A 19232-nucleotide genomic window follows, 5' to 3' on the forward strand; every position below is an offset into this window, starting at 1 on the left:
TACCACCATCCCGTTACAAGTTCCCCCACACCCTTCAACGGTCCACAGGCGCCAGGCTGCGGATGAAGTTGATGACGTGCCAGCGCTCCTCCTCGGTGAGCCGGCCGCGCCAGGCCGGCATCGCCGTGCCGGGAATGCCGTTGCTGATCCACAAGAACAGTTGCCCGTCGGGGTGTCCCATCGCCATGTGCACCCGGAAGTCCACCGGCCGCGGACGCAGCGTCGCCGCCAGGGGGCCGTCGCCGGCACCCTCCGGGCCGTGACAGACCTCGCAGTTCTGTCGGTAGACGCGCTCTCCGATCGCCACCGACTCGAACGTGGCCGGAAACGGGTTGCGCAGGGCGAACGGGTCGACCGGCGGCGCGAGCGAGCCGCGGACCACGAGCACACCCAGTCCGAAGGTCACGATTCCCGCTGCGATCGCCGACCGCCCTCGCACGGTTCGGTGCGCCCGAGTCGCCGCCGCGTGCACCGCGAGCCCGGCGCCGGCCAGGGCGACGAGGATGCCGACGACAACCGCCGCGTCGGACATCGCTCCCAGGCCGTTCACCAGGAACGACGTGTTCATCGCACACCCTCCACGCGCAGTGCCAGAAGGTGAACCCGCGCCGTCCCATCCGGCAGGGCGATCTCCATCTGCCACGGGCCTCCCATCGGAAGCACCGCACGGCCGCGAAACGTCCCGGCCGTGACCTGCTGCACCGGGACGTGGACCGGCGGCATGCGGTGCCCGATCATCTCGGCGAGTACACGAACCCGCGACGGGTCGGGTACGTCCCCCGCGCGGGTCCGGGCCGTGAAGCGGATCTCGAAGCCTCCGCGTGCGGGGTCCAGCCGACCCCGCACGACCCAATCTCCAGCCTGTTGCTCGAACGAGATCGACTCCCGCACCTCGGCCCGCTCGGGCGGTGCCTGACTGGTGAGCGTGCCGGTGAGCGCGAACACCGCGACCAACAGCGCAGCCTCCGCACGTACGCCCAGCACGAAGGACGTCGGCGACCCGCCCCGGAGCACCGTCGGGAGCAGCCGCCACCGGTTCGCAGCGGCCACGGACCAGACAGCGACCACCAGCCCCAGTTTGTACAGCAGCGCCCTCCCGTACGTCGTCCCCGTGAGAGCCTCCACTCCCCACAGGTGCACGAACGCAGCGTACAGACCCGTTCCCACGAGCAGGACGACACCGGCTGCTCCGACGGCCGAGAGGCGTCGGGCTGCTCGGGCCAGCCGGTCGGGATGTCCGCGCGGGGGTAGGGCAGCAAAGTACACCAGTGCCCCTCCCCAACCGACCGCGCAGGCCAGGTGCACCACATCGGCGAGCAACGGTCCCCAGCCGGCCGCACCCGCGTGCGACGTCCAGCTGATCGTACCGAACAGGCCCAGCGCGGCGACTGCGAAAGCGGCACCGCTGACGGCGTTCCCCGAGCTGCCCACAAGTCCGGACCCGAGCAGGAGCAGCACGAGCCCGATCCGCAGCAGCGTTGCAATCCCGTGCCGGCTCCCGCCCAGGTAGCCGGCGAAAAGATCCAGGTCTAACCGTGCCTGCAACCCGTAGACGGCGAGGACAACGTCGGCCAGGCTCGCGAAGACGATCAGCCCGCCCCCGACGTGCAGACCGTTGACCAGACGGCGTGCGGTCGCATCGTCGACGGGCGGCGCGATCCAGCGCGCGAAGAAACCCCCGCCGGCGAGCAGGACCGCGCCCAGATAGAGTGCAGTCCTAACCCCCGCCTCCACTCCTGCCTGCCGGCCGGTACGTGAACACGAAGAACCCCTGCGTCGTGTGCGTGTCGATCGACAGCACGCGCCACATGACGACGAAGTGCCCAGGCGTCAGGTTCTCCTTGAGCCGGATCACGATCTGTGCGCTTACGCGATCGGTCGTTGCCAGGCCGTCGTCGGCGCGCGCCGTCTCGTCGCCGCGCCGGCGCAGCACCTCGTTGACCAGCAACGCTGCGATCCTGTTCAGTTGCTGGCGGTTCGCGCCAGCGGGCGCGTTCAGCGGATACACCCTGAAGATGCTGAAGCGCACCTCGACGGGTTCGCTAAACACCAAGCGTACCTCGCGCGGCGGGGTGGTCACCACGGCCCCGTCAGCCGGCACTGACATCCTCAGGTACGAGTGGGCTGCAGCGGCATCGATGCCGAGGACAGCCGCGACGACCGCGACAGCAATCCCGGCAGCGAAGAGTGTTGGCCCTCGCATCACGGGAACCGCAACGTGCTGAGCGGCCGCACTTCGTGCGTCTCGAACGTCTCGTCGAAGGAGACGTCGCCGATGTTCCCCCACACGGGGATCCGGTACACACCGGGCCGGGCCAGCAGGACGTCGTCCGTGTAGTAGCCGGGCCGGCCGCGCTGCGGTCGGATCTGGAAGCGGCGCCTCGTCGCGCCGTCCGGGGCGATGATCTCGGCGTTGACGCTCCTCTCCAGGCCCTCCCCCGGCTGGTTGTCGGCGGTGCGGACGATCAGGTCCAGGCCGTTCCGCTCGTTGGTGAAGGAGGGTTCACGAACCATGCCGACGATCACCCTGTAACGACCCCCGCCCACCTCCTTCGTCTGGTGTGCCGAAGCTTGCTGCGGGGTCCAAGAAATCAGGGTTGCGATCATCGCCGCGCCGGTCAGCAGGGTTGCGGTGATGAACAACCACAGACGTCGTCTCATGGCTTGCCTCCTGATCTCGCGTCACTGTGGGCGCCACCGGCTCCGTGCCACTGGGCGCTGCTCGGACTGGTTCGAGATCAGGCGGGACGCGGAGGCGGTTCGGGAACGGGGAGGGTGGGGCCTGCCGGGAGGAGAAACGCAAACGACAGGACGTGTCCTCCGGGGCTGGGCGGCGACAGCTGCGGACTCGAGGGGATGGCTGCGACGAGCGAGGCCATGCCTACGACGAGTGGTCCCAGGACACCGAGGATGCCAATCGACAGTACGCGCACTCCGTCCTGCAGGTGCGATTCGGGGTGTGTCACCCGAGTCGGCGAGGTCGCTGAACGGTGGTGGTGCTCGATGAGGGCCTGCTGCCGGGATGCCGCGTCGCCGCCGATGACAATGTGGGTGTGATACGGATCTCGCTCTGCGGTCGGATCCAGCAGAGGGCCGGCCAGCACGGCACATAGCCACACCGCGACGACGATCCCTCGGGTCGGGTTCTTCCGCATCGTGCGGTCCAGACCTCGCGCCCAGTCTATCACACCCAACGTGGTTTGCTCGGCGCGGCGGTTGGATTTGCCACCCGCACATTCAGAAGGTGAGGTGACGCCGTGACGAAGTGGTCCAGATGCGTAGCATCGTGTGCGTGGATCGCAGTCGTTTTGGTCGTGATCATCGTCGCAGCGATCGCGACGGTGCCGCTGGGCGCGTCGCCCGGACCGGCCGGTGCACAGAGCGTGGATGCGTTCGATCCGGCGCGTGTCGTCGAGATCGTCGAAGAGGGCGAGCGCGACCTGGGCGGTTTCCGCCAGTCCTACCAAGTGGTCCGTGTGCAGATCACCGGAGGTCCGGACCGAGGCCAGGAGACGGAGGCCGAATTCGGGGAGGCGTTCAACGTTCCCCAGGCCCAGCGCCTACGCGAGGGGGAGCGGGTCGTCCTGGTCAGGACCGCTCCCGCCGGGGAGGCGTTCGTCGTCGACCGGTACAGGCTCCCGTGGATGGGCGTCGTGTTGGCGCTGTTCTTCGGTCTGGCCTTGGCGTTCGCGCGGTGGCGTGGGATGACGGCCTTGTTGGGTCTGAGCCTCAGCCTGCTGGTGCTCGTGCAGTTCGTGGTCCCGCAGATCATGGCGGGCGCAAACCCACTGGTGGTGACGATGCTAGCGGCGCTGGTGATCGCGGTGGTCTCGATCTACCTCGCGCACGGCTTCTACCTGCGGACCACGGTCGCGATCGTCAGTACGGTGCTGACGCTGGCGGTTGCCGCGGGGCTGGCGATGGGGTTCGTCTCGTTGGCCAAGTTGTTCGGGGCCGGCAAGGAGGAGGCGTTCTACCTGCAGCTGGGTCTCCTGCAGACGGTCAACCTGAGGGGGCTGCTGTTGGGCGGGATCATCCTGGGGGCGTTGGGGGTCCTCGACGACATCACGACGGCCCAGGCGGCCGTGGTCGCCGAGCTCAAGCACGCCAACCCCACGCTGTCGTTCCGGGAGCTGTACCGACGTGGCCTGGCAGTGGGCCAGGAGCACATCACCGCGCTGGTGAACACCCTCGTCTTGGCGTATGCGGGGGCTTCACTTCCCCTGTTCATCCTGTTCACGGTGGACCGCGGCCAGCCCCTTTGGGTGACGCTCAACAGCGAGTATATCGGCGAGGAAGTGGTGCGCGCCGCGGTCGGCAGCATCGCGCTGATCCTGGCCGTCCCCATCACGACCGCCCTGGCGGCTTGGACCCTCAAGGGGGAGCACGTCGGGGGTCACGCCCACTGACGCACCGGTCCCTGCCCTGTGCCCTGCCCGGTGCCAGGCACAGTCCCATGCCAGGCACAGTCCCAGCAAATTCCCGCGGGCCGTGCGAGCCCCCGTGCCAGGCACGGTGCAGCGTGCCAGGTACGCAACGAGGTCCCCGTGCCAGGCACGGTGCAGCGTGCCAGGTACGCAATGAGCGAATCGAGGCAGCCCGCGCGTTCATTGTGTCGGGACTAGACAAAGACGGCCCGGAGGGAGTAGCCATGCCACGGCCGCCGAGAGTCGAAGTTCCCGGGGGCGTCTACAACGTCACCGCCCGTGGGAACCGGGGGCAGAAGATCTTCTGGGATGCGCAGGACTACGGTACCTACCTCCACCTACTGGCTCGCGCCGCTGCCCGGTGGGAGGTTCGGATCCTCGCATACGCGCTCATGCCCAACCATCTGCACCTCCTGGTGCGGACCGGGAGGATGCCGTTGGGGAATGTGATGCACGCTGTCCAGGGGACGTTCGCCCGCAACTGGAACCGGCGGCGCGGTCTAAAAGGGCACGTCTTCGAGGCACGCTACTTTGCAAGACTGTGTCTTGCGGAGCGCTACCTGTGGGCGCTCGTACGCTACGTGCACGACAACCCGGTCCGGGCTGGCCTGGTGGCGCATCCCGGACTGTACCAGTGGAGCAGCTACCCCGAGTACGAGACTCGGCGATGGCGGCTCGTTGACCCGAGTGAGGCCGCCGCGATCCTGGGATCCGTGAGGCCCGAGGACCTGACGTGGGTCAGCGCGATCGGGGCAGGGGACTCGTCCGGCACGGACGGCCGGAACCGGCGCTGAGACGGCCCCATCCCGCGTGCCTCCGGCGGTGCCAGGCACCGGAAGAGGTCCGAAAGTCTGCTGCGGCCGGGGCGCCAGAGTCCCACCCCGCGGTGCCTGGCACGCGCAGGGCCCGCGCAGGGGTCAACGGCGCAGAACCAGCAGCGCGTCGCCCACCGGGCGTTCGCCGGTCTCGTCGGACGGTAGGTTGACCAGCCGGCCGCGTACGACCATCGTCGACGACCCGCCGCCATCGAGGTTGACGGCATCGGCGGCGCCCCATCGCCGGAGTTCGAGCGCCAGCTCCGCCGCAGTCATCCCCAGCGCGTGGTACGGTGAGCGTCCGTCGGCGACCAGCAGGATGATGGTGCCGTCGGGCGTCCGACCTATCGCGGTGCGCGGATGCCGGCGATTGAGGAACCAGGCCGTGAATCCCTCGCCGGTTGCGATCACCTGACCTGCGCTGAGCAGCCGCGGCCCTCCGCACACCGCGTGGCGAACCTGTTGCCAGCGCGGGTCGGCGGAGGCAGGTAACACGGAGATCGTGACGCCGACGGGATCGCCGGGTTGGAGCACTGACAGGGCCGCGCGGGCGGCGCCGTGTCCGGAAAGCACGAATCCGTCGGCGGGAATCGTCGAGTTGCCCGCGCCCACCCGCACCTGCTGCACGACGCCACCACCAACGACCACCTCGATGCCCGCGAAGTTCGTCCGCGTAGTGGCGTCGTAGCGCGGCGTGTACAGGATCGTCTCGTCCGCCCGCCGCGCGCGGTTGATCCCCGACAGCGCCAGCAAGCCGTAGGGCGTGGACACTTCCCCGCGCCAACCCAAGACGTCGAAGAGCAACCCTCCGTATTCGCCGATGCCTACGCAGGACCTGTGGGGAATGGGTTCGCTGATCCACTCCCCGTCGATCGCCAGTCCCCCGATCGGGTCACCGTCGGGGGCGAAGAAGCCGCCGTTGACGGCTGCGACCGCACCCCGCCGCGTGGCGATGGCCGAGGTTCGCTCTCTCCCGATCACCCGTTCGCCCGCCAGCGCGGGCACCAGGGCCGCTGCGTCCGGCTGGACCTGCAGGACTGCCACCCGGTGGGGACCGGGCAGCGCTTCGAAGTCGCGCAGCGTCGAGATCAACCAGGTCGGGAGTCCCTCCTCGGCCAACCGGGCCCGCAACGTCTCCGCTGCCTGCCGGGTGGCGAAACTGCCCACGCGCACCTTGTGCAGTCCGTCGAGGAAGTCCACGAACGTCGGAAGGCCCCGGGAGCGCATCTGGTCAGCCAGGCGGCGGGCGTTCTCCTCGCTGGCGAACGCACCGATCTGCACTCGCCACACAGGGGGCGTCCGCAGCACACCGCGCTTCTCGGTGACCAGCCGGAGGCCGGGCTCGATGTGTTCTTCGGTCTGCAGCCGGATCCCGGTTTTGACGGCCTGCAGATACGCCCAGACCAAGGACGCGCCTTCGGCGCGCGTCATCGGAGCGCGCGCGCGCACCCGGTCGGTGGTGGGCTCGCGCAGCAACGGGGGTCGGGCGAGCAGCGCGACGGCCACAGAGCCCCTGCGGGACGCGGTGACGTCCGCGGCGTCTACCACGGGCAGGTAGACGGCTGCCAGGCGCTCGGCCTCCCATCCGTATCCCATCGCCCGCACCGTCCAGTGGATCGCTTCCTCGCGTGTCAGGAGCTCGGTGGGCCGGAAGAAGGAGGCCGTGCCCCGGTTGTTGTCCCCGTCGAGGATACCGTGTGCCGCCGCGGTTTCCGCGTACGGGAAGAACCAGTCTGCGCGGGTCACGTCCCTGAAGGTGGGAAGCTGTGGCCGTTCGAGGGGTAGGCCCCTGGCGGCGACCAGCCAGCGGGCGAACCGCGCCCGGCTGATCGGCTCCTCGGGACGGAACCGTCCGTCCGCGTAGAGTTCGACGATTCCGCGGCCGAGCAGCGTGCCGATCCGACCCTCGGCCCAGTGACCGCGGAGGTCGGTCGGGGTGCCCTGCGCGGCTGCGGCGGATGCCGCGACGAACAGACAGATGGCTGCGACGGTCGCGCGACGTCGGATCAACGTGGTTGCTCCCGTTCGGTCTACTTTCCGGCCGGGCGACGCGGCATCCTCCCGGTGGGGCCGGAAGGTTGGCGCATATCGGGGTCCACGCAGGTAGGAGTCGGTGTGTGGGGCGAACAAATTCTGCGAAGCTGCGTCGGACGTCCGGTCGCAGACATGGGGCGCGCGCACAACCTCGTCGAGCGATACGAAGAGGACCTGTTCCTCGTCAAGGGCACCGCAGGCTGGTCAGCGGTCGTGCTCCTCCTTGCCGGGTTGGTCGCCCTGCCCCTATTCCTCCCCCGGTGGGGTCTGGGCTACCTCTTGTTCATCGGAATTCTCATGGCGGCCAACGTCATCGTGGCGGTCGGCCTCAACCTGCTCGTCGGATTCACCGGGCTGATTTCGTTGGGTCACGGGGGGTTCGTCGCGATCGGCGCGTACGCGTCTGGGCTGCTGGCCGCGCGGGCCGACCTTCCCTGGTACGTCGCCTGGATGGGTGCGGCGGCCATCAGCGCCGGCTTCGGGTTCCTCGTCGGTCTTCCGGCGCTGCGCCTGACCGGACCGTACCTGGCGATTGCGACTTTGGGGTTCGGCATCGCGGTCTATCAGGTGCTCACGAACTGGACGGCGCTGTCCGGAGGGCGGATGGGGCTGGCCGTCGAGCCCCTGTCGCTGGGCATCGGGGGGCTGACGTCCACGCAGGAACTGTACTATGTGGCGGTCGCAGCCGCAGTGTTGCTGTGCTGGGTCGCGTTCAACCTCGTACGCTCCCACGTGGGGCGTGCGCTCGTGGCGATCCGGGACAGCGACATCGCCGCCACGGTCGCCGGGGTGAACCTGACGCGGTACAAGACGCTGGCGTTCGCGGTCAGCGCGGCCTATGCGGGTACCGCCGGTGCGGTCGTGGCCCAGGCACTGCGCCATTTGGAGCCGCAGTCGTTTACGTTCCTCGAGTCGGTGACGTATCTGGCGATGATCGTCGTCGGAGGGTTGGGCACGGTGCCCGGGGCGATCGTCGGCGCCGCTGTCCTCACCGTCCTCCCCCACTACCTGTCCGGCGCCAAGCAGTGGCTGCCGATCCTGTACGGCGGTGCGATCCTGTTGATGATGGCGATCGAGCCGCGGGGACTGTACGGCCGCTGGCTGCGCATCAAGTGGTACTTCAAGACGTGGCCGCTATGATGCAGGCAGCCCAGTACGTCGTGGGAGGACTGGCCACCGGGAGCCTGTACGCGCTCGTGGCCCTGGGGATCGTGCTCCTGTACCGCAGCTCGCGGGTCCTCAACTTCGCACACGGGGACGTGGCCACGCTGGCGGCGTTCGTGGCCTTTCTGCTGTTGGTGCGCGGCGCGACGTTTTCCGCCGCCGTCCTGGGTGGCCTGGGCGCGGTCGCCGTGCTGGGAGCGGCCTTTTACTATTTCGTCCTGCGACCGGCCAAGGAAGCCACCCTGCTGGGCAAGGTGGTCTTCACGTTGGGGCTGGCCCTCGTGCTGAGCGGTCTTGTGCAGGTGATCTGGGGTACGGACACCCAGATCTTTCCCTTCCCGCTGTCGGACACCCGTGTCTACCGCGTGGGTACGCTCATCGTCAGCGAGATGCACCTGGGCACGATCGTGATCAGTCTTCTGCTGATGGCAGCGCTGTACGGACTCATTCAGCACACCCGGATCGGGCTGGCGATGCGGGCAGTCGCTCAGAACGCCGATGCCGCCCAGGCTTTGGGGATTCCCGCGCGGCGGATCCACGCCTTCACCTGGGCGACGGCATCGGTCCTGGGAGGAGCGGCGGGGATCCTGGTGGCACCGGTGGTGTACCTCGATCCGTTCATGATGCTGGATCCATTCCTCAAGGGGTTTGCGGCCGCGGTGGTCGGCGGCATGGACAGCGCGCCGGGGGCCGTGTTGGGAGGATTCTTCCTGGGGATCGCGGAAAGTCTGTTCGCGGGATACGTCTCGTTTCAGTTCAAGACGACGATGGCGTTCGCGATCATCCTGCTGGTGTTGCTGATCCGCCCCGAGGGCTTGCTCGGGCGCGAGTACCACCGCAGGGTGTAGGGGCGCCGGGTCGATCACACACGGGGGTGTGCGGATGGGCGGAGTGGTGAAGCTGGTTGGGGCGGTTGTGCTGGCGCTTGCGCTCGCCGCGTCCGCTGCGGGTCAGGCGACGGAGCGCGGGGTCACCCCGACCGAGATCGTGCTCGGAACCAGCATGCCGATGACGGGTCCGGCGGCATTCTGGGGGACCGGGGTCAGCGGCGGGATCGACGCCTGGCTGAGACACGTCAACGACCAGGGCGGCATTCACGGACGGAGATTCCGGTTCGTCGTGCGAGACGACGCGTATCTTCCGCCGCGCGCCATCGCCAATGTGCGGGAACTCGTCGAGCGCGTCGGCGTGTTCGCCATCGTCTCGCAGATCGGCACCGCCAACTGCTTTGCGGTCCGGGACTTCATGGTGGAGACCCGCACGCTGTGGATCACGCCGGCCTGCGGCGCCGACATCTGGGCCGGGATGCGCGAGCGCAATCGTTACCTGTTCGTCACCTACCCCAGCTACACGGACGAGGGGATCTTCCTCACCCGGTATGCCGCGCAAAATCTGCGTGCGCGCAACGTCGCGGTCTTCTACCAGAACGATCTGTACGGGCAACAGGGGCTGCTGGGCGTCCGGCGCGGAATCGCCCAGGTGCGGGGTGTGCGGCTCGTCTCGCACGTCTCGTATGAGGTGACCGACGCGGAGGTGTCCGCACAGGCACTGAGACTCAGGGATTCGGGCGCCGACACCCTCTTCCTGTACGCGACGCCCAGGCACGGAGCCCTCATCGTGCGGGAGATCGCGAGGATCGGGTACCGGCCGACGCTGGTGTCCACCTTCACACTTCTCGACCCGATCATGTTCCAGCTGGCCGGCGACGCATGGAACGACGTCTACCTGGCGTCGTACATCCCGCTGCCCGGCACCGATCCCAGGGTGGACGCGGTGCTGGCCACGATCACGCGCATCAACCCGGAGCTTGCCCGCAACCCGTTCAACGCGATCGCCGGCGTCTCGTTCATCGAGGCGTTCCTCGAGGGGATCCGCCGAACCGGGCCCAACCTGACCAAGGACCGGCTGGTGGCCTCGATGGAGACGATCCGCAATTGGGACGGCGAGGTCATCCGGGGCGTGACGTTCACGCCGGAGAGCCGGCAGGGCATCAACCGCCTGTTCATGGCCAAGGCCGAGAGGGGCCGGTACGTCCGGCTCAGCGACTGGGTGAGCTATCAGAGGAAGTTCTGAGCCGTCCCCGGCGCGGAGCGGTCCGTCCGCGTGGTCGTCGGTGATGGAAGGGCCGCTGCTGGAGGTCGAGGGTCTGTCGGTCGCGTTCGGCGGCATCGTCGCGCTGCACGACCTGGACCTGGACGTGCAGCGCGGCGAGCTGCTCTCGGTGATCGGCCCTAACGGCGCCGGCAAGACCACGCTGTTCAATTGCATCTGCGGGCTGTATCGGCCGCAGTCGGGGCGAATCCGCTTCGAGGGGACCGACCTGCCGCAAAGGCCCGACGCGGTCGCCCGCCGGGGGATCGCCCGCACGTTTCAGAACATCGAGCTGTTCCGGTACAGCACCGTGCTGGACAACGTGCTGCTCGGACGTCACCTGCACGTGCGGTCGTCCCTCCTCGACGCGGCGCTGGCCACGCCTCGCTGGCGGCGTGAGGAGGCGAGGAACCGGCGGCGCGTGGAGGAGATCCTGGACTTCTTGGACCTGGCCCACGTGCGCACGCGGTTGGTGGGCGGGCTGCCGATGGGGCTGCAGCGCCGCGTGGAGATGGCACGTGCCCTCGCAGCCGAGCCACGTCTGTTGCTGCTCGATGAACCCTCCGCCGGCATGACCAGCGAGGAGAAGGAAGATCTGGCGTTTCGGCTGCGCGACCTCCGCAAGGACTGGGACGTGACGATCGTGCTCGTCGAGCACGACCTGCGGCTGGTGATGGGTCTGTCCGACCGGGTCGTGGTCCTCGACCACGGCATCAAGATCGCCGAAGGTTCTCCCGAGGCCGTACAGCGCGACCCGTCGGTGATCCAGGCATACTTGGGGACGGCTGCGGAGCGGGTCGTGGGGCCGTAACGGGTCCCCCGAAGTCGACCATGGACGTCCTGTTGCGACTCAGCAACGTCGAGACCGCCTACGGCCGGCTCGTCGTGCTGCACGGGGTGTCCCTGGAAGTGCCGGCCGGCCGCGTCGTCGCGTTGCTGGGATCGAACGGCGCGGGCAAGACGACGCTGCTCAAGACGGTGATGGGATACATCCCCGACCAGCCGCGTAAGGGGACGGTCGAGGTCCTCGGCCGCCGGGTGAACGGCTGGGAGCCCGAGGACGTCGCGCGGCTGGGCATCGCCTACATCCCCGAAGGACGCGGCATCTTTCCCGAGCTGACCGTCGTCGAAAACCTGCGCCTGGGCGCCTACCGACAGCCGCGGCACAGCGTCGCGGAAGCGATCGACTCTGTGGAGGATCGCTTTCCGGTGCTGCGCGAGCGCCGCGGCCAGCTGGCGGGTACGCTGTCCGGCGGCGAGCAGCAGATGCTCGCGATCGCCCGCGCGCTGTTGATGCGCCCGCGGCTGCTCCTGCTCGACGAACCGTCGCTCGGTCTGGCACCGAAAGTCGTCGGTGAGGTGTTCGACATCCTCCGGTCGATCAACACAGCCGACGGCGTTACGATCCTGCTCGTCGAGCAGAACGCCCGGATGGCCCTGGAGATCGCGCACTACGGTTACGTCCTGGAAGCCGGCCGGCTGGTCCTCGAAGGATCCGCGGGACGGCTTCGTGACGACCCCAACGTGCAGGAGCTCTACTTGGGGATCCGGCACGAGGTATCGGTCAAGGGCTACCAGCGGTGGCGACCCAGGCGGCGGTGGGCGTGAACCCGGGACCGGCGACCAACGGTCGAGGACGAAGCCTCCGTTATCCGCTCCGGTACAGGGCGGCGATCACGTCGCCGTACTTCTCCATGATCGCTCTTCGCTTGACCTTCAGCGTGGGTGTGACCTCGCCGTCTTCCTGGTAGAGGCGCTTGGAGAGGATCGCAAAGCGCTTGACCTGCTCGGGGCTGCTCAGCGTCTTGTTCACGCGTTCCACTTCTTGGGCGATCAGTTGGCGCACCTGCTCGTTGCCGCTGAGGTCCGCAAACGTGGAGAAGGGAATCCGCCGATCCTGCGCCCACTGGCTCACATTGTCCTCATCGATCACGATCAGGGCAACGAGGTAGGGTCTGCGGTCGCCGATCACGACGGCGTCGCCGATGTAGGGACTGAACTTCAGCTTGTTCTCGATGTAGGCGGGTGCGATGTTCTTGCCGTACGCATTGACGATCAGGTCCTTCTTGCGGTCGGTGATGCGTAAGAACCCCTCGGCGTCCATCTCGCCGATGTCCCCGGAATGGAGCCACCCGTCCCGTAGCGCCTGCGCGGTGGCCTCCGGATCCTTGAAGTAGCCACGGAAGACGTTCGGGCCCCGCACCAGGATCTCGCCGTCCGGTGCGATGCGGACCTCGACGCCCGGGATGGGTTGCCCCACGGTCCCCAGCTTGATCCGGTCACCCTGGTGGATCGTGGTCGGGCCGCTGCCCTCGGTCTGACCGTAGACTTCGCGGATCGGCACGCCGATCGCATGGTAGTAGGCGAGCACCTCGGGTGCGATGGGGGCCGCGCCGGACACGGCAAAGCGGGCGCGGTCCAATCCCAGCCGGTGCCGGAGCGGGTTCAGGATCGTTGCCGCTGCCACGGCGCGCGCAGCGCGCAGCCACACCGGTAGGGGACGTCCTTCGAGCCGTCGCAGGGCGTACTCCTGCCCCACACGGACGGCGGCGCGGTAGGCGGCGCGCTTGAAGCGGTCCACATCGGCCATGTGCAGCTCGACCTGCGAGTGCATCTTCTCCCACAGCCGAGGGACGGCAAAGACGATCGACGGTCGGACCTCCTGCAGGTTCTGGAACAACGTGTCGAGGCTCTCAGCGAAGTTGACCGTGTATCCCCACACCAGCGGCAGGTAGACCGACAGCATGCGCTCGGCGATGTGCGACAGCGGGAGGAACGAGAGCGCCTCGTCGTGCGGATACAGCGAGTTCGCCCGTCCCAGCGCCTCCGCGGTCCACAGTAGGTTGCGGTGCGTGAGCATCGCGCCCTTCGGCGGTCCGGTCGTACCCGACGTGTACAGGACGATCGCGACGTCGTCCTCCGAGATCCCGGCGACGACCGCATCCAGCGTCCGGGGATCGGTGGCTGCGCGGCCGAGTGCGCGCAGCTCTTCGAGCGACATGACCTGCGGGTCGGAAAAGCCGCGCAGGTGTTCTGTGTCCATGACCACGATGCGCCGCAGGCTAGGTAGGTCCGCCCGGATTGCGAGGGCCTTGTCGAGCTGCTCTTCGTTCTCGACGAAGAAGAACCTGGATTCGCTGTGGTCCAGGACGTAGACGCACTGATCGGCAGCGTTCGTCGCGTACACCGCGACGGACAGTCCACCGGCCAGCTGGATGCCCATGTCGCAGAACAGCCACTCGGGCCGGTTCTCGCCGATGATTGCGGCCGCCTGCCCGCGCTCGAACCCCAGAGAGATCAGCCCGGAGGCGATCTCCTCGGCGGCCCGCCCATAGTCGGCCCAGGTGATCCGGTGCCAGATCCCCAACCGTTTGTGGCGCATTGCGACCCGTCCGCCGCGTTCCCTCACGGCGCGCCGGAACCGCTCCGGCGTCGTGCCGGTCAAAGCAGCGGAGGGCGCCTGGATCACGGCCACGGGCTACGGGAACAGCACTCGGATGGGGATCGTAAGCAAAGTCGCCACGGACACGCCGACGAGGATGGCGCCCGCGCGGCCGGCCCGCAGGGCCCACCCACTCGGCCATCCCGCCCTGGCAACCCCGTTGGGAGCTCGGTGCCCTTGAGCCGGGCCAATCTGACGTCGACGGGTTCGAACGCCATAAGCAGAACCTCGGTTGTTAGCCCGATGCTATCATAGGGGTGCCCGACGTCAAACGAGGTGATCCCATTGATCCGTCCGCCCATCGAGACACTGCTGGCTCGCATCCCGAATAAGTATCTGCTGGTCATGGTCGCGGCGCGGCGCGCGCGCGAACTGCGCAGCGGACAGCTGCCGCTGGTGGACGTCGACTCGCAGAACCCCGTCACGATTGCCCTGGAGGAGATCGCCGCCGGCCGCGTCGAACCGGAGCCCGCCCGGTAGGGGAGCCCGCGGTCGGTTCGAACCCCCGGCCCTACCCGCTGGCCGCCAGCACTTCTTCCACCGGCGTGTGGGGCATTCCGTGGGCTTCGGCGACCCCGGCGTGGATGATCTTCCCGTCGACCACGTTGAGACCCCGGGCCAGGGCCGGATCCTCCCGGCAGGCCCGCTCCCACCCCTTGTTCGCGATCGCCAGGGCGTAGCCGATCGTCACGTTCGTCAGCGCGAACGTCGAGGTGCGCGGGACGGCGCCCGGCATGTTCGTGACCCCGTAGTGGATGACCCCGTGCTTGGTGAAAACGGGGTCGCTGTGGCTGGTCGGCCGGATCGTCTCCACGCAGCCCCCCTGGTCGATCGAGACGTCCACGATCACCGAACCCGGCTTCATCGTCCGGACCATCTCCTCGGTCACCAACCGCGGCGCGCGCGCACCGGGGATCAGGACCGCGCCGACGAGCACGTCGGCGTAGGCGACGGCCTGCTCGAGCGTGTACGGGTTGCTCATGACCGTCTGGATGCGCCCGTGCAGGACGTGGTCGAGGAAGGCCATCCGGCGCGGGTTCCTCTCGAGCACGGTCACCTGCGCACCCATTCCCAAGGCGACCTTCGCAGCGTTCTCTCCGACCACCCCGCCGCCCACGATCACGACAGTGCCCGGCGCGACCCCGGTCACCCCGCCCAGCAGCGTCCCCTTGCCGCCGCGCGTACGCTTGAGGTGGTAGGCTGCCTCCTGGATCGCCAGCTTGCCCGCCACCTCGCTCATCGGAGTCAGCAGCGGCAGGTCGCCGTCGGGCAGCTGCACCGTCTCGTAGGCGATGGCGACCGCACGGGATCTCACGAGCGCGTCGGTCAGCACGGGTTCGGCGGCCAGGTGCAGGTAGGCGTACAGGACCAGCCCGGGGCGCAAGTGGTCGAACTCCTCCGGCAGAGGTTCTTTGACTTTCATCACCATGTCGCAGCCCCAGACCTCGGCGGCGTCGCGGGTGATGCGGGCCCCGCGGCGCCGATACTCCTCGTCTGCGAAGCCGCTTCCCTCGCCCGCGCCGGCTTCGATCACCACTTCGTGTCCCGCTTGGACGAGCTGGATCACGCCGGCGGGCGTGATCCCGACCCGGTACTCCTGGTCCTTCCGCTCCGTGGGAACCCCGATCCGCATGGCCAGCCTCCCACCGCCTAGTCCTGACCCGGGTAATTCTGTTCCACCTCCACCGCCGGGTTCCTGGACCTGGGGAATTGCAGGACTTGCCCGTGCGCTTCGTGAATACCCTATGTGGACTCGATCTGTAGCTTCCAACCCCGCAGTCTGCCACACGTCTGTCCACCGAAGGGCAGGTGATGCCGCATGCTCTAATGAAGCGTGCCGCCACCCCGCGGTGGCAATGAATGCGTGACGTTCAGAGCGAGGAGGGGGGTAGGGTATGCGTCTTAGAGTGATCTTGGGATTCGTAGTCGTCGCTTTGGTGGCAAGCGCATGTGGGAGCGCTGGCGTATTGAACCCGACTGCCCAGGAGGCGGCCGGCGGGGCTGCGCAGACTTCTCAGGCGACCCCAAGGGCGGGGGAGTATCTGGTGATGTTTCGCACACCCAACACGTTGCCTGCCGGAGCGGAGCAGATGATCCAGCGGGCCGGAGGTGCGGTGGAGCGTCTGCTGCCGCAGATCGGGGTGGCGATCGCTCGATCGGATCGTTCGGACTTCGCGGAGGCGTTGCGCCGGGAGAGCACGGTACAACGCGTCGCGCAGGACCTCGAGGTGCAGTGGATCCCAAGCCGGATTGAAACGTGGGTCGCGGAAGAAAGACCCGGACAGAGCAGCGTCACACACCCGACCGGCGCCTTCTTCTTTCCCCAGCAGTGGAACCTGCGGGCCATCCAGGCGCCCGAGGCATGGGCGGCCGGGCATCTGGGCAGTCCCGGTGTCGCGGTTGCCGTACTGGACACAGGAATCGACTACACGCATCTCGATCTCGCGGGCAGGGTCGACCTCAACCGGAGCAAGTCCTTCGTTCCCACCGACCCGGTACCGGCTGGCGCACACGAAGTCGCCGACCTGCACTTCCACGGCACGCACGTAGCGGGCATCATCGCCTGCAACGCGGTCGGCACTGCCTGTGTGGCACCGAACGCCACCCTCATCGGAGTGAAGGTCCTCAACCTTGAGGGGCGTGGGACGTTCGCGGCGGTCATCAGCGGGATCGTGCACGCCGCTGATGTCGGCGCCGATGTCATCAACATGAGCCTCGGGGCGCGGTTCCCGCGGAGCTGTGTGTTCGAGGACGAGGAGGGCAATCGCGTCAACGAGCAGCCCGCGTGCGCGACGCTTATCGCGGCACTGAACCGTGCGACGAACTATGCGCACAGCAAGGGCGTGCTGGTCATCAGCTCGGCCGGCAACAGCGCGACGAATGCCGACCGCAACCGCGACATCATCATCGTTCCGGCCCAGAGTTCCAACGTCGTGGGGGTTTCGGCGACGGGCCCGGTCAACCAGGAGAATTTCGACGCGATGGCCTTCTACACGGACTACGGCTTCTCGCTGGTCGACGTCGCGGCCCCCGGTGGCGGCGGCACGCCGCCCCCGATCTCGAACGTGCTCGATGCCGTGATCTCGCCTTGCAGCTCCTTCAGCCTACTCCCGGGACTTGCCCTGTGCCGGACATCGCCGCCGCGATACGTGCGTGCCCGCGGGACGAGCATGGCTGCGCCGCACGCGGCCGGTGTGGCCGCGCTGATCGACTCCCTTGCCGGTGGGGGCATGAACGGAGCGCAGCTCCGGTCGAGGCTGCAGCAGTCGGCGGACGATCTGGGTCGGGTCGGCCGGGACGAGTTCTACGGCATGGGCCGGGTGAACGCGTTTCGTGCAACGCAGTAGGGGAGCCGCGCGTGTCCAGGATTTCCTGTCTGAGGAAAGGGGCACGTCACCGCGTCGAGTTCGTCGGGGAGTCGGCACTGCGGAACGGTCACGGCGAACGTAATGGGTAGCGTCGCGGCATCCACCTGCACCGCTGCAAGGATAGCGATCCAACCGTAGCTCGAGAGTGCAATGTCAGGGGCCGGGCCTTCGACCCGGCCCCTGGTTCTTCGAGGCTCTCCGAGTCCTGCGTGGCTGTCGGGTCGTGCGGCGCGGTCCCCTCTCAGCGGGAGGGGGAAGACACGGGCGGGGGCGTAGATCTCTTCGATTCGTTCCCGAAGGCCGCCGGGGCATTCCTGTCGAGCGTGGGAACTGCGGGGCTGGACTCCGCGTCTTAGGGAGAGGCAGCCTGCAGCAGGAGGCACTGGCATGCGGTACGCGGTCTGTGGCCTGGTCGGTGCGCTGGTGATGGCGGCTTCAGCATTTGCGGGGCCGGCGGCGACGGTGCAGCGCGGGATGCTGACCGTAGAACTGGCGGCGAACAAAGAGGCGTATGCGGTCGGCGAGCCGGTGGAGTTGACCCTCACGCTGTCCAACCGCGGGACCGGACCGCTGGTCTTCCAGTTCAACGACGGCCAGCGGTACGACTTCGTGGCGACGGGCGAGGACGGGACGGTCGTGTGGGTGTGGTCGCGCGACAAGGCGTTCATTCAGGTCCTGGGTACGCTGACGATCACTCCGGGAGAGTCGCGCGTCTATCGGGACCGATGGGACCAGAAGGACGACCGCGGCGTGCAGGTCCGCCCGGGCAGGTACGTCATTGAGGGGGTCTTCCCTCCGCGGCGACTGGCGGGCACCCAACCGGATAGACCTGCCGCCGACAATCCGCGGGTGACGATCACGATTGGCGGGCCCTCCGGCGGGACAGTTCCCCGACTGGCTGTCGACAGCAGGGCGGTGGACGGTGGGCAGGTGGGCGAGGTTGTGATCAATGGTCGGGCCGTGCTCCGGATCCGGGCCGCGGCCGGAGGGCTCGGCGCGGTCCGACGGGCGGAGATCGTCGTCGGTCGCCTCCGCGCTTTGATCGCACAAGGTTTGCGCTCCGGAGATCTCGGTGTCACGGATGTGGGCGGGGAGGTGGCGATCGTCGCGCACGGCCAAGTGGTCGTCACCGTCGACCGCAACCACGCCCGTCTGAACAACACCACGCCCCGTGCCCTGGCGGTTCTCTGGCTGCGCGCGCTGGCCCAAGCCCTCTCGCCCTGACCCCCGCTGTACCTGGAACCGGTACCAGGAACCGGTACCAGGAACCGGTACCAGGAACGGGTACCAGGAACGCTTGCCGGGGGAGGCGAACGAACGATCGGTGCGCGCGGACCCCGAACAGACGGAGACCGGAATCGGCCGGCGGCTTTTGGTCGTGGCGGCCGCCGCCCGTGTGGTGCTGCTGTTCCTGCCCGGCCATCCGATCGACGTGGCGGCCTTCCAGGCTTGGGCGCTCAGGTTGGGCGAGGTCGGCCCCTTGCGCTTCTACGGGCCGGACGTCTTCGCTGACTACACCCCTGGGTACCTGTTGGTGCTGTGGCCGCTGGGACATCTGATTCGGTTGCTGCCCGCTGCCGGTCCGCCCCTGGTCAAGGCGATCCCCGCGGCGGCGGACTTCGCGGTGGCCGCTCTCCTCGCGCAACTCGGCGGCGAGCATGGGCGCAGGACCGCCGCGTGGTACCTGCTGAACCCCGCCGTGCTGTTCGTGGGCGCGTTCTGGGGGCAGGCGGAGTCGGTCGCCATTGCCTGGATTCTGGCCGGGTGGCTGGCGTTGACACGCGGCCAGATGGCGTGGGCGGGTGCGCTGCTGGGGTTCGGGCTGCTGACGAAGCCGCAGTACGCCGCCGTCCTACCGGTGGCCTTGATCTGGATGGTGCGTGTGGGGCGG

Annotated in this window: 19 protein-coding genes; 11 read left to right on the top strand and 8 right to left on the bottom strand. The window is 68.2% G+C overall.

The annotated features are described in order from the left end of the window. Window positions 1-34: 34 nt before the first annotated feature. From QN163_08470 to QN163_08490, 5 genes are all read right to left on the bottom strand, one after another. Window positions 35-568 carry a cytochrome c gene (locus tag QN163_08470; GenBank protein ID MDR5684043.1) on the bottom strand — a complete coding sequence of 178 codons (534 nt, stop codon included), beginning with the start codon at window positions 566-568 and terminating at the stop codon, window positions 35-37. Then, a complete protein-coding gene (locus QN163_08475) occupies window positions 565-1734 on the bottom strand; it encodes a CopD family protein (GenBank protein MDR5684044.1) in 1170 nt (389 codons plus the stop codon). The genes QN163_08470 and QN163_08475 overlap by 4 nt, the downstream gene beginning before the upstream one ends. After that, on the bottom strand, window positions 1718-2203 hold the full coding sequence (locus QN163_08480; GenBank protein MDR5684045.1) for a copper resistance protein CopC: 486 nt from the start codon (window positions 2201-2203) through the stop codon (window positions 1718-1720). Before QN163_08480 ends, QN163_08475 begins: the two co-directional genes overlap by 17 nt. Beyond that, on the bottom strand, window positions 2203-2661 hold the full coding sequence (locus QN163_08485) for a hypothetical protein (GenBank protein ID MDR5684046.1): 459 nt from the start codon (window positions 2659-2661) through the stop codon (window positions 2203-2205). Before QN163_08485 ends, QN163_08480 begins: the two co-directional genes overlap by 1 nt. Before the next feature lie 77 nt (window positions 2662-2738). Then, on the bottom strand, window positions 2739-3155 hold the full coding sequence (locus tag QN163_08490; GenBank protein ID MDR5684047.1) for a hypothetical protein: 417 nt from the start codon (window positions 3153-3155) through the stop codon (window positions 2739-2741). A 102-nt stretch (window positions 3156-3257) separates the two neighbouring features. Here QN163_08490 and QN163_08495 point away from each other — a divergent pair, with 102 nt between their 5' ends. Beyond that, window positions 3258-4409 (top strand): YibE/F family protein, encoded by a 1152-nt coding sequence (locus QN163_08495; protein ID MDR5684048.1) that lies wholly within the window; start codon window positions 3258-3260, stop codon window positions 4407-4409. Between the two features lie 242 nt (window positions 4410-4651). Beyond that, window positions 4652-5221 carry a transposase gene (locus QN163_08500; GenBank protein ID MDR5684049.1) on the top strand — a complete coding sequence of 190 codons (570 nt, stop codon included), beginning with the start codon at window positions 4652-4654 and terminating at the stop codon, window positions 5219-5221. A 123-nt stretch (window positions 5222-5344) separates the two neighbouring features. On the opposite strand, the gene QN163_08505 is transcribed toward QN163_08500, so the two are convergent. After that, entirely contained in the window at window positions 5345-7252 is a 1908-nt protein-coding gene (locus QN163_08505) for a phosphodiester glycosidase family protein (protein ID MDR5684050.1), read from the bottom strand. A gap of 156 nt (window positions 7253-7408) precedes the next feature. Here QN163_08505 and QN163_08510 point away from each other — a divergent pair, with 156 nt between their 5' ends. Genes QN163_08510 through QN163_08530 form a run of 5 tightly spaced genes read left to right on the top strand, consistent with a single transcriptional unit; the run spans window position 7409 to window position 12139 of the window. After that, on the top strand, window positions 7409-8416 hold the full coding sequence (locus QN163_08510) for a branched-chain amino acid ABC transporter permease (GenBank protein MDR5684051.1): 1008 nt from the start codon (window positions 7409-7411) through the stop codon (window positions 8414-8416). Further along, window positions 8413-9288, top strand: coding sequence for a branched-chain amino acid ABC transporter permease (locus QN163_08515; protein MDR5684052.1), 876 nt, complete (start codon window positions 8413-8415; stop codon window positions 9286-9288). Before QN163_08510 ends, QN163_08515 begins: the two co-directional genes overlap by 4 nt. A gap of 34 nt (window positions 9289-9322) precedes the next feature. Beyond that, window positions 9323-10513 (top strand): ABC transporter substrate-binding protein, encoded by a 1191-nt coding sequence (locus QN163_08520; GenBank protein MDR5684053.1) that lies wholly within the window; start codon window positions 9323-9325, stop codon window positions 10511-10513. 43 nt (window positions 10514-10556) lie between these two features. Then, window positions 10557-11342, top strand: a complete 786-nt coding sequence (locus tag QN163_08525) for an ABC transporter ATP-binding protein (protein ID MDR5684054.1) — start codon at window positions 10557-10559, stop codon at window positions 11340-11342. A 20-nt stretch (window positions 11343-11362) separates the two neighbouring features. Then, the gene (locus QN163_08530; GenBank protein ID MDR5684055.1) at window positions 11363-12139 is read left to right on the top strand and encodes an ABC transporter ATP-binding protein; all 777 of its coding nucleotides are present in this window, start codon (window positions 11363-11365) and stop codon (window positions 12137-12139) included. 40 nt (window positions 12140-12179) lie between these two features. On the opposite strand, the gene QN163_08535 is transcribed toward QN163_08530, so the two are convergent. Further along, complete coding sequence (locus QN163_08535; protein ID MDR5684056.1) at window positions 12180-14006, bottom strand: AMP-binding protein; 1827 nt, start codon at window positions 14004-14006, stop codon at window positions 12180-12182. Window positions 14007-14258: 252 nt separating this feature from the next. Between QN163_08535 and rpoZ the strand changes: the two genes are divergently transcribed. Continuing rightward, a complete protein-coding gene (rpoZ, locus tag QN163_08540) occupies window positions 14259-14453 on the top strand; it encodes a DNA-directed RNA polymerase subunit omega (GenBank protein ID MDR5684057.1) in 195 nt (64 codons plus the stop codon). A 31-nt stretch (window positions 14454-14484) separates the two neighbouring features. Here rpoZ and ald read toward each other — a convergent pair whose 3' ends face one another. Next, window positions 14485-15606: an alanine dehydrogenase gene (ald, locus tag QN163_08545; protein MDR5684058.1), complete on the bottom strand. Its 1122-nt coding sequence runs from the start codon at window positions 15604-15606 to the stop codon at window positions 14485-14487. Window positions 15607-15868: 262 nt separating this feature from the next. On the opposite strand from ald, the gene QN163_08550 reads away from it, so the two are divergent. The 3 genes from QN163_08550 to QN163_08560 form a co-directional block, all read left to right on the top strand. Next, window positions 15869-17320 carry a S8 family serine peptidase gene (locus QN163_08550; protein ID MDR5684059.1) on the top strand — a complete coding sequence of 484 codons (1452 nt, stop codon included), beginning with the start codon at window positions 15869-15871 and terminating at the stop codon, window positions 17318-17320. Window positions 17321-17728: 408 nt separating this feature from the next. Next, entirely contained in the window at window positions 17729-18565 is an 837-nt protein-coding gene (locus QN163_08555) for a BsuPI-related putative proteinase inhibitor (GenBank protein MDR5684060.1), read from the top strand. A 100-nt stretch (window positions 18566-18665) separates the two neighbouring features. Further along, window positions 18666-19232, top strand: a 567-nt coding sequence (locus QN163_08560; protein MDR5684061.1) for a hypothetical protein, incomplete at its 3' end; no start/stop codon positions are given.

Source organism: Armatimonadota bacterium, from assembly GCA_031432545.1.
GTDB lineage: Bacteria > Sysuimicrobiota > Sysuimicrobiia > Sysuimicrobiales > Sysuimicrobiaceae > Caldifonticola > Caldifonticola tengchongensis.